The following is a 9969-nucleotide window of genomic DNA, read 5'->3' on the forward strand; positions in this document are numbered from 1 at the left end:
GCCGACGATCCGGTCCACCGCCGCCGCGATCAGGGCGTCCCGCTCCTCCTCCGTGAAGACCTCCGGCAGCGTGAGAGCCGCCCGTCGCCGGCCGCGAGTGCGGCGGACGGCGGCTGCCGGCCGGACCGGCCGGACCGCGCTCCGAACGCACCGCGTGATGGGCGGCGTGCGCGGGATGCGTGGCCGGGTGATGCGCGCGCGGGGCGGCCAGCTGCGAGCCCTGCAGGCCCGCGCCGCGGGTGGCGGACGGACCGCGTCCCCCGCCGGCTCCGACGGCCTCGCGTACCGGCTCCCCGTCCCCGGCCGGGCGCGGCGGGAACAGGCCGGGCACCGGCCGGTTCCCCGTCGCCACGGGCAGCGAGGGCACCAGGCGGCGGCGGGACCGCAGCTGCTCGCGCATCCGGTCGCGCAGGTCCAGGATCCAGGCCTCCACGACCGCGATGACCGGCTCGCACCAGGGCAGTGCGAGCAGGATGAGCAGTCCGGCGGCCCAGCCGAGCAGGACGTCGCTCAGCCAGTGCGTACCGAGGTACACGGTGGTCAGGCCGACACCGAGCGCGACCACGGCCGACGTCGCGGAGAGGTAGCGGCGGGCTCTCGGGGTGGTCGCCAGGTAGGCCAGGATGCCCCAGGTCACGACCGCGTTCGCGGTGTGCCCGGACGGGAATATGTCACCGCCCGCGAACAGCTCGGCGGAGCCGACCTGCGTCGCGTAGTGGGGACCGGCCCGGCCGAGTCCGAGTTTGACCGCTCCGACCGTGACGTTGAGCAGGAGCAGCGCGGCGCCGAGGGAGAGCAGCGGGCGCAGGGTGTGCTGGCGCCAGGAGCGCCAGCCCAGCCAGGACGCCACCATGACGGCGGTCGGGCCGCGCTGGCCGAGGACGACGTAGTAGTCGAGGAAGGCGTGCAGCTCCGGCCACTGCTGGTAGGGCCGGAAGAGCATGATCTTCCAGTCCAGGGTGACCAGCCAGGTCGAGAGCAGCACGGCGACGACGATGACCAGATAGAACGCCAGCGTCCCGCCGAAGAGGGCGAGACGCGTCCAGGTCATCCGCGGGACCTCTATCTTCGGCGGTTCCGGCTCCCGGTCCAGCCGGGCAAAGATGTCGGTACGCACCCAATCGACGTTACAGGGAGTGAGTGGCGACCTTGGTCGTTCCGGTCTCTTCGTGATGACGATGTGATGTGGAGTCCCTCTCGCGTGGGGCTCGCTTCCCGCCTTCCGTCGGAAAATCCGATGACCTTGGACCCATTTGCGTGAGGTGCGATTTCCGTAAGTCTGTTTGACGGGTCGGTGAATTCCTCGTTCGGGAGACCGTACGGAATTCGGCCGAGCCGACCCGGCCGACCGGAGTGGCGTACGCCACACCGGCGCCCCGCCGGGGTGAGACCTTGGCCACGCGCTCGGGGCTTGAACTCGCGTACGCTGACGGCTCACTCGCCCGTCGATGCCGGGCCGCCCCGGGGGTCACGGCTCCCGGTACGGTGCCCGCCGAGCGCGAGGGCTTCACTGGGAGGTACATGCATGGCGCGGACGATCGCGGCTGGAAAGCGGCGGACGGGTCCCCTCGGCCGCGGCACCGGCAGTGGCACCGGGCGCGCGAGCGGGCCCGGGACCGGGCCCGCCGCCGGAGGAGGAGCCGGCGGACCCGCCGGAGCCGGACCTGCCGGAGCCGGACCAGGGCGCGGCGCTCCGGGTGAGCCCGGCGCCAAGGCCGGCACCAACCGCTGGGTCGTCCTCTTCGTCCTCTGCGTCAGCCTGCTGCTGGTCGCGCTCGACTCGACCGTGCTGCACGTCGCCGTGCCCTCCCTCACCGAGGACCTGCGGCCCAGCTCCACCGCCCTGCTGTGGATCGTCGACGCCTACCCGCTGATCTGCGCCTCGCTGCTGATCCTCTTCGGCACCCTCGGCGACCGGGTCGGCCGCAGACGGGTGCTGCTCCTCGGCTACGCGCTCTTCGGCATCGCCTCGGCGATCGCCGCGCTCGCCACCGCCCCCGCGGTGCTCATCGCCGCCCGCGCGCTGCTCGGCGTCGGCGGCGCGATGATCATGCCCGCCACCCTGTCGCTCCTCCGCGCCGTCTTCCCCGACCGGCGCGAGCGGGCCACCGCCATTGGCATCTGGACGGCGGTCGCGGCCGTCGGCGCCGCCACCGGACCGGTCCTCGGCGGCTTCCTCGTCGAGCACTACTGGTGGGGCTCGGTCTTCCTGATCAACATCCCGCTGATGGCGCTGATCCTGCCGATAGGCCGGCTGCTGCTGCCCGAGTCGCGCGGCGGCTCCGACGGCCCCTGGGACGTCCTCGGCGCCCTGATGGCGGCGGCCGGCGTGCTCGGCGCGGTCCTCGGCGTCAAGCGGCTCGGCGCCGGCGACACCCTGTTCGAGCTGCCGACCGCCGGCCCGCTGCTGGCCGGCGCCGCGCTCCTGGTGCTCTTCGTCCGGCGGCAGAAGCGGCGCGCCCACCCGCTGATCGACATGCGGCTCTTCGGCCGGGCGGCCTTCACCACCTCCGTCGGCTGCATCGTGCTCGCCATGCTGGCCCTGGTCGGCCTGGAGCTGATCGCCGTCCAGTACCTCCAGCTCGTCCTCGGCCTCAGCCCGCTGCAGACCGGCCTGCGGCTGCTCCCGCTGACCTTCGCGGCGATGGCCGCCGGCGCCACCGGCTCGTACACCCTGCGCAGGATCGGGCCGCGCCGGATGGTCGGCTGGGGCTTCGTACTGACCGCCGCCGCGGTGCTGCTGCTCGTGCTCATGGGCCAGCACGACCGGCCGGTGCTGCTCACCGTCGGCTTCGTGCTGCTCGGGTTCGGACTGCAGACCACGCTCTTCTCGGCCTACGAGTCGATGCTCAGCGAGGCGCCGCAGGAAAGCGCGGGCGGGGCGGCGGCGATCGGCGAGACCTCGTACCAGCTCGGCGCGGGCATGGGCATCGCCCTGCTCGGAAGCGTCATGAACGCGGCGTACGCGCCCGGCCTGGCCGGTCTCTCCGGTGTCCCGGACGGTGCCGCGCGGGCCGCCGCGAACTCGCTCGGCGAGGCCTATCAGGTCGCCGCCCGGCTCGGCGGCACGGCCGGCGAGACGCTGCATGCCGCCGCCCGCCACGCCTTCGTGAACGGGCTCCACGTGACCCTGCTCGTGAGTGCGGGGCTGCTGCTGCTCGGCGCGCTGATGGCGCTCCGGCTGCCGCGCGTGATGGAGTGCCCGCCGGCCGACGACCTGGACCAGGACCTGGACCCGGGTCCGGCCGCGGAGTCCGCGACGGACGCCGGCCGGAAGCTGCCGGCCGCCGGGCCGTCGCTGTCCATCCCGGCCAGTCGTACGCCCGCCGAACCGGCCGTGACGGTACGCCGGAGCCGCTGACGGGGCCCCGGGCCTCATCGACCCGGACCTGTCCCACCCCGGCGACGCGGCGCCCGGAGGGGGAGCCGAGCCGCGGAAAACAGGTCAGCTCTGGTTGAAGAAGCCGCCCTGGCCGCGGCCCATGGTCTCGCCGGTGACGATCTGGGTGTCGGCCGGGGTCAGCAGGAAGACCCGGGTCGCGACGCGCTCGATCGAACCGTGCAGGCCGAAGGTGAGGCCGGCGGTGAAGTCGACGACCCGCTTGGCGTCGTCCGGCTCCATGGCGGTCAGGTTGACGATGACGGGTACCCCGGCCCGGAACAGCTCGCCGATGCCCCGGGCGTCCCGGAATCCGGCGGGCGAGACGGTCGCGATCCGCCGGCCCCGGTCCTGTGCCGTGTCGGACGCGACCTGCACCCGCGGGTCCGTCACCCAGGCGTCGTTGCTCTCGGCACCGTCGGCGTACTCGTCGTCGTAGTAGCGCTCGTCGTGGTCCTCGACGAGTCCCAGCCAGGCACTGGCCTTGCGCACCGATCCCATGGACGCCTCCTTTCAGCGCGGTCACTCGTGGTTCCGCAATCCCTATCGTCGTCCATGATGCGGATCGCGCGCCAAGTGGATAGTCGGCGCGCAGGGGATTCGTGACGGTACTGGTGCACAACGACAGGCCCTGTATCTGGCGATTCGTCAGGTATTTTGCGGTATACGGGGCCTGACAGGGGGTTGGCCGGGACCGTGCAACTCAAATGATGAAAGTCGGGCCGTAAGGGTGACGACACGGGCGTTCGGGTGACCGAAAGTCCCCGGTACGATGCCGGACGCCGCTGCGCGGATCTCGCGCACACGCTCACGGGGGAGTCACTTGTTCGGAATAGTCAGGCCCTGCACGCACCGTCTCACCGAGGGTCTCAAGACGGAGTGGATGGCCCATCTCTGCGGACTCTGTCTGGCGCTTCGTGCCGATCACGGCCAGTTCGCCCGGGTCGTCACCAATTACGACGGCCTGATCGTCTCGGTGTTGACGGAGGCCCAGATCGGGCGGACCGACGCCGGACGGCGGACGGCCGGGCCGTGCCCGCTGCGCCAGATGCGGAGCGCGCCGGTGGCACGGGGCGAGGGCGCGCGGCTCGCCGCCGCCGTGTCCCTGGTGCTGGCGTCGGCGAAGATACGCGACCATGTCGCCGACCGGGACGGGCTGCTGGCCCGCCGGCCGGTGGCCGCCGCCGCCCGCCGGGTGGCCCGCTCCTGGGACCGGGCCGGCGCCCGCACCGGGCGGGAACTCGGCTTCGACACCGCCGTCCTGGTCGACGCGGTCGACCGGCAGACCGGCATCGAGTCGCTGGCCGGCCTCGGCACGTCGCTCCTGGTCGTCACCGAGCCGACGGAGACGGCCACCGCCGCCGCCTTCGCGCACACCGCGGTCCTCGCCGGCCGCCCCGGCAACGCCGCGCCCCTCGCCGAGGCCGGCCGCCTCTTCGGACGCCTTGCCCATCTCCTGGACGCCGTCGAGGACCAGGGCGCCGACACCGCCGCCGGTTCCTGGAACCCGCTCACCGCGACCGGGACCTCCCGCGAGGAGGCCCGCCGGCTCGCCGACGACGCGCTGCACGGCATCCGTCTGGCGCTGAAGGACGTGGAGTTCGCCGAGGGGCGGCTCACCCACGTACTGCTCGCGCACGAGCTGCGGAACTCCATCGACCGCGCCTTCGGGACGACGACCTGCTCGCACGGCGTGCGGGGGTCCGGGTACGGGCCCGGCCCCGGACCGGTGCCGGGCAACCCGTACGCGCCCGAGGGGCCGGGGCCCGTCCCCGGCAACCCGTACGCCCCCGGCCCCGGTGGCCCCGGAGGCCCGGGCGGGCCGTACAACCCTGGTCCGGGCGGTCCCGGGGGCCCCGGCGGGCCGCTGCCGCCCCAGCCGCCGGACCGCGGCCGCGGGCTGCTGGCCGGCTGCGCCGTCTGGCTCGGCCTGGCCTGCACCTGCCAGATGTGCTGCGGGACGTACGAGGGCCCGTGGAGCCGGCAGCGCCGGGACGGGCTGTGCGCGCACTGCGACCCCAGCAACTGCTGCGATTGCTGTGACTGCTGCAGCAACTGCTCGGACTGCGGCTGCTGCGGCGACAGCTGCTGCTGTGACGGCTGCGGCTGCGACTGCTGACGCGTGCCCCTCGGGCATCCGGCCCCTCGGACGGCCGGCCCGTCGGGCGCCAGGTCCGTCAGGGGCTCGGTCCGTCAGGCGTCCGGCCCTTCGGGGGTCGGGCGCCGCAGCGCGTACACCGTGACCGGGTTGCCGTGCATCTCGTCCTCGCGCAGCGGGGTGAAGCCGAGCCGCTCGGCCACCCGTACCGAGGGGGTGTTCCCGGGCCGGATCATGGCGGTGAGGTACGGCACGTACGCCGCGTCGAGCGTCGCGAAGCCCCAGTCGATACAGGCCCGGGCCGCCTCCGTGGCGTAACCGTGGCCCCAGGCCTCGGCCCGGAACGTCCAGCCGATCTCCACCTCGTCGAACCGCGGCCAGTGATTCAGGCCGCAACGGCCCAGGAACTCGCCGGTGGAGCGCAGTTCGACGGCGCACAGGCCGTGGCCGCGCTCGGCCCACTGGCGTTCGATCGTGGCCAGCCGCTCACGGGCCTGCCGGAGGGTGTAGGCGCCCACGAAACGGTTCACCCGTTCGTCGGCGTGGAGGGCGACGAACGCGTCGGCGTCGTCGGCTCGCAAGGGGCGCAGGAGCAGCCGTTCCGTCTCGATCACCGGGCCACCGTACAACCGCCCCACTCGCCCGCGCCGGGGCATTTCGCGGGGCGGGCCGGGGACGATCCGCCCAGCCTCCTCCGTCCCGGGAACAGGCGTGTGGAAAGGTGACGCACCATGAGCACGGATGCATCACAGAGCCTGCGGGACTGGCGGCGCTGGAACGAGCAGCGCACGGCGGCGGTCGCCTCGTCGTACGGGCCGCTCTCGCTGACCGGGACGTACTGGCTCTCGGACTTCCCGGATGGGCGGATCCCGTCCGTGCCGGGTGACTGGCGGGCGGACGGCGACGAGGTGATCCTCACGGCGGACCCCGCAGGCGACGCGGACGCCGAGGACGCCCTCACGGTCGACGGCGCGCCCCTGACCGGCTCGGTGCGGCTGACGGCCGATCACGCCCCGGTCCACGAGTCCCGGGTGGCGTCGGGCGGGCGGCGGCTGGTGGTGCTGCGCCGCGAGGGGGAGTGGGCGGTACGGGACTTCGACCCCGGCTCGGAGGCGCGGCGCGCGTTCCAGGGCATCGAGGCCACCCCGTACGACGAGAGCTGGGTGCGGCCCGGGACCTACCGGCCGTACCCGGAGGACCGGCACGTCCGGGTGGCGAACGCCGACGGCAAGGAGCGCGGGCTCGGGCTCGCCGGAGAGCTGTTCTTCGAGCTGCACGGCGCCGAGCACAGCCTCCAGGTGGCCGTCGAGGACGACGGCACGCTGTGGGCGGTCTTCGCGGACGCCACCAGCGGGCGGGGCAGTTACCGGTTCCGGTTCCTGCGGCCGGCGGCGCCGGCGGCGGACGGCTCGGTGACGGTGGACTTCAACCGCGCGCTGCTGCCGCCGTGCGCGTTCGCGCCGCACTTCATCTGCCCGTTCCCGCCGCCGGGGAACACGCTGGACACGGCGGTGGCGGCGGGCGAACGGCAGGTGAGGGAGGGCTGAGCGCACCCCGCTCCGGACCGCCCCCGAACCCCCTTCGGAACACGCCCCGGAAGACGAACCGGAACGTGAACCGGAACGTGAACCGGAACCGGGGCCGGGGGCGCGGTCCACCCGCCGGTCCACCCGTTCCGCATCCCCCACGCGCGTAGACACGCCATGCGGGCGGTCTTGTGCGCTCCGGTTTTCCGGGCCACTATCCCCGAGTGTGACCTGTCAGGAACACGTCACTCCTACGGTGTCGTGCTCCAGCACCCGCACCCAGTACGACGGTTGACGGCCGTGCGGCCGGAAGGCGTCCTCGCGGCGCCCCCTTCCGTACGACCCGAGGCCTCCCCCACAGCGCCGGCCCCCAGGCCGCGCCTCACGGGTCCGACACCCCACTGCGGACCCCCGATTCCCCTCTGGAGGAACGAAAAGTGAGGATCACGCGCACCACCCCCACACGCACCGTCCGCCTGCTCGCCGTCGCGGCCGGTCTCGCCGCCGCGGCGGCCGTCGCGGTCCCCGCCGCGAACGCCACCCCCACCGGCACCTTCAGCGCCGAGCAGCTCGACGCCGTCGACGACGCGGTGCTGAGCGCCGACGTGGCCGGCACCGCCTGGCGGATCGACCCGGCGACCAAGACGGTGGTCGTGACCGCCGACTCCACGGTCTCGCAGTCCGACATCGCCAAGATCAAGCAGAAGGCCGGGGCCGGCGCGGGCGCGCTGCGCATCGAGCGGACCCCGGGCGTGTTCAACAAGCTGATCTCCGGCGGCGACGCCATCTACGCGAGCAGCTGGCGCTGTTCGCTGGGCTTCAACGTCAAGGACAGCGCGGGCAACGACTACTTCCTCACCGCCGGTCACTGCACCGACGGCGCGGGCACCTGGTGGTCCAACTCCGCCCACACCACCACCCTCGGCACCACCACCGGGTCGAGCTTCCCCACCAACGACTACGGCATCGTGCGCTACACCAACACCTCGGTGGTCAAGTCCGGCACGGTCGGCAGCGTCGACATCACCAGCGCCGCCAACGCCACCACCGGCATGTCCGTCACCCGCCGCGGCTCCACCACCGGCATCCACAGCGGTACGGTCACCGGCCTCAACGCGACCGTGAACTACGGCGGCGGCGACATCGTCTACGGCATGATCCAGACCAACGTCTGCGCCGAGCCCGGCGACTCCGGCGGCCCGCTCTACTCGGGCAGCCGCGCCATCGGCCTCACCTCGGGCGGCAGCGGCAACTGCACCTCGGGCGGGACGACGTTCTTCCAGCCGGTGACGGAGGCGCTGAGCGCGTACGGCGTGAACGTGTTCTGATCCGCCCGCTCCACCCGTTCCCCCGTACGGCCTGCGGAAACGGCCCCGGCGGACCGCCCGTGAGGGTGGTCCGCCGGGGCCTCCGCCGCTGGGTCAGGAGGAGGCGGTGGCCGCCGCCCTCGGCTCCCGTCCCTCCCGCTTGAGCGCGGAGACCACCACGGTGATCGCGGTGCCGGCGACCGCCCAGGCCGACAGGACCAGCATCGAACCGAGCATGTCGTTGCCCTTGAAGTACGCGATCGAGCGCGCCGCCCAGGTGCCCGCGCCCGGTGGCAGGGCCGGGCCGATGGCCTGCCAGAACGGTGGCAGCATCGGCAGCGGGAAGGCGCCGCCCGCGCTCGGGTTGCCCGCGACCACGATGATGAGGATCGCCAGGCCGATGCCGACGATCCCGAACAGCGACTGCAGGGCGAGGGTGGTCGCGCCGACCGCGAAGACCACCAGCGCGCCCAGCCCCCACAGGGCGGGGATGCTGCCGGGCAGGGCGCCCAGGATCGGGCCGACGATGAGCGCGCCGCCGAGCCCGCCGAGGATCGCGTAGACCGCGAGCACGCCGAGCCGGATGACCGCCCGCTCCGCGTTGGCGGGCCGCGCGCCGGCGCTGATCGCGAGGATCGCGGCGCAGATGTAGCCGCCGACGCACCAGCCGATGACCAGGTAGAAGGCGGAGAGTCCGTTGAAGTCCTGGGGGGAGGCGGGCGCCACGTCGACGACGCGCAGCCGGCGGTGTTCGGCCGCCGCGACCTGCCGGAACGTCGCCTCCAGAGTGAGGGAGAGCGCCTTGCCGCCGCCGGAGGCGACGAGCAGGGTGTCGGTGGGGCCGGCCGGGGCGGAGATCAGCGCTCCGTCGATGTCCCGGTTCAGGATCTGTTTCCGGGCCTCGGCCTCGTCGGCGACGGCGCGCGGGTCGAGCGGCCCGCCGGGCAGCTGGTCCAGCCGGGTCACCAGGGGTTCGGAGACCCGGGGCGGCGCCACCACGCCGAAGGGGACGTCCTTCGGCTGCGGATGGTGCAGGGCGCCCACGTAGGAGGCGATGAACAGCAGCTGGAGGGCGAAGACGCCCGCGACCAGCAGGGCTGCTCGGGGGGTGACGGCGCTCTTCAGTTCGTCGACGAGACTCATTTCCCCAGGCTCGGGGAGAGTGATCGTTTCCGCAGGCCGGGTTACTCCACATGGGTGATCTTGGAGGGCGAAGGGGCCGCCCGCCTCGGTATTCGTACGGGCGTTCGAAGATGGGTTAAGGTGAGAAAAAGGGGGTGGGAACGTGTGTACGAATTCGAGCGGGAGCGTGGAAGGCGGTGCGGCATATGCCGGGATTCACGCATCTGCACACCGCGTCGGGCTACTCCGTGCGGTACGGCGCCTCGCACCCCGCCCGGCTGGCCGAGCGCGCCGCCGAGCGCGGCATGGACGCCCTCGCCCTCACCGACCGTGACACGGTCGCGGGCGTGGTCCGCTTCGCGAAGGCCTGTGAGACGGCCGGCATCCGCCCCCTGTTCGGCGTCGACCTCGCGTACGAGCCCCCCGCGCCGTCCCCGGACGGCTCACGGTCGAGAACACCGGCGAGAAACTGCCGCCACACCTGGTCTCGACGCTCACCGAACCATTCCAGAGGGGCACCGAGCGCATCCACGCCAA

The 9969-nt window shown here is 73.3% G+C and carries 9 protein-coding genes; 5 read left to right on the forward strand and 4 right to left on the reverse strand.

Going from position 1 to position 9969, the window contains the following annotated elements; translation table 11 throughout:
* Nucleotides 1–1117, reverse strand: a 1117-nt coding sequence (locus ABZ693_RS35470) for a phosphatase PAP2 family protein (RefSeq protein WP_435842643.1), incomplete at its 3' end; no start/stop codon positions are given.
* Between the two features lie 408 nt (nucleotides 1118–1525).
* On the opposite strand from ABZ693_RS35470, the gene ABZ693_RS35475 reads away from it, so the two are divergent.
* The gene (locus ABZ693_RS35475) at nucleotides 1526–3361 is read left to right on the forward strand and encodes an MFS transporter (RefSeq protein WP_359885619.1); all 1836 of its coding nucleotides are present in this window, start codon (nucleotides 1526–1528) and stop codon (nucleotides 3359–3361) included.
* A gap of 84 nt (nucleotides 3362–3445) precedes the next feature.
* Here ABZ693_RS35475 and ABZ693_RS35480 read toward each other — a convergent pair whose 3' ends face one another.
* Nucleotides 3446–3880 (reverse strand): cell division protein SepF, encoded by a 435-nt coding sequence (locus ABZ693_RS35480; RefSeq protein WP_359885620.1) that lies wholly within the window; start codon nucleotides 3878–3880, stop codon nucleotides 3446–3448.
* 322 nt (nucleotides 3881–4202) lie between these two features.
* Here ABZ693_RS35480 and ABZ693_RS35485 point away from each other — a divergent pair, with 322 nt between their 5' ends.
* Nucleotides 4203–5498 (forward strand): DUF5685 family protein, encoded by a 1296-nt coding sequence (locus ABZ693_RS35485; protein ID WP_359885621.1) that lies wholly within the window; start codon nucleotides 4203–4205, stop codon nucleotides 5496–5498.
* A 74-nt stretch (nucleotides 5499–5572) separates the two neighbouring features.
* Here the strand turns inward: ABZ693_RS35485 and ABZ693_RS35490 are convergent, their stop codons facing one another.
* On the reverse strand, nucleotides 5573–6091 hold the full coding sequence (locus ABZ693_RS35490; RefSeq protein ID WP_359885622.1) for a GNAT family N-acetyltransferase: 519 nt from the start codon (nucleotides 6089–6091) through the stop codon (nucleotides 5573–5575).
* Between the two features lie 117 nt (nucleotides 6092–6208).
* Here ABZ693_RS35490 and ABZ693_RS35495 point away from each other — a divergent pair, with 117 nt between their 5' ends.
* Both ABZ693_RS35495 and ABZ693_RS35500 read left to right on the forward strand, forming a co-directional pair.
* Nucleotides 6209–7024 carry a DUF1684 domain-containing protein gene (locus ABZ693_RS35495; RefSeq protein WP_359885623.1) on the forward strand — a complete coding sequence of 272 codons (816 nt, stop codon included), beginning with the start codon at nucleotides 6209–6211 and terminating at the stop codon, nucleotides 7022–7024.
* A 416-nt stretch (nucleotides 7025–7440) separates the two neighbouring features.
* On the forward strand, nucleotides 7441–8331 hold the full coding sequence (locus ABZ693_RS35500; RefSeq protein WP_359885624.1) for a S1 family peptidase: 891 nt from the start codon (nucleotides 7441–7443) through the stop codon (nucleotides 8329–8331).
* A gap of 93 nt (nucleotides 8332–8424) precedes the next feature.
* Here ABZ693_RS35500 and ABZ693_RS35505 read toward each other — a convergent pair whose 3' ends face one another.
* Nucleotides 8425–9453, reverse strand: a complete 1029-nt coding sequence (locus ABZ693_RS35505) for an ABC-2 transporter permease (protein ID WP_359885625.1) — start codon at nucleotides 9451–9453, stop codon at nucleotides 8425–8427.
* Between the two features lie 185 nt (nucleotides 9454–9638).
* Between ABZ693_RS35505 and ABZ693_RS35510 the strand changes: the two genes are divergently transcribed.
* Nucleotides 9639–9969: PHP domain-containing protein (locus ABZ693_RS35510; protein WP_359885626.1), on the forward strand; the 331-nt coding region annotated here is incomplete at its 3' end.

Source organism: Streptomyces laurentii, assembly GCF_040635425.1.
GTDB classification, from domain to species: Bacteria; Actinomycetota; Actinomycetes; order Streptomycetales; family Streptomycetaceae; genus Streptomyces; species Streptomyces laurentii.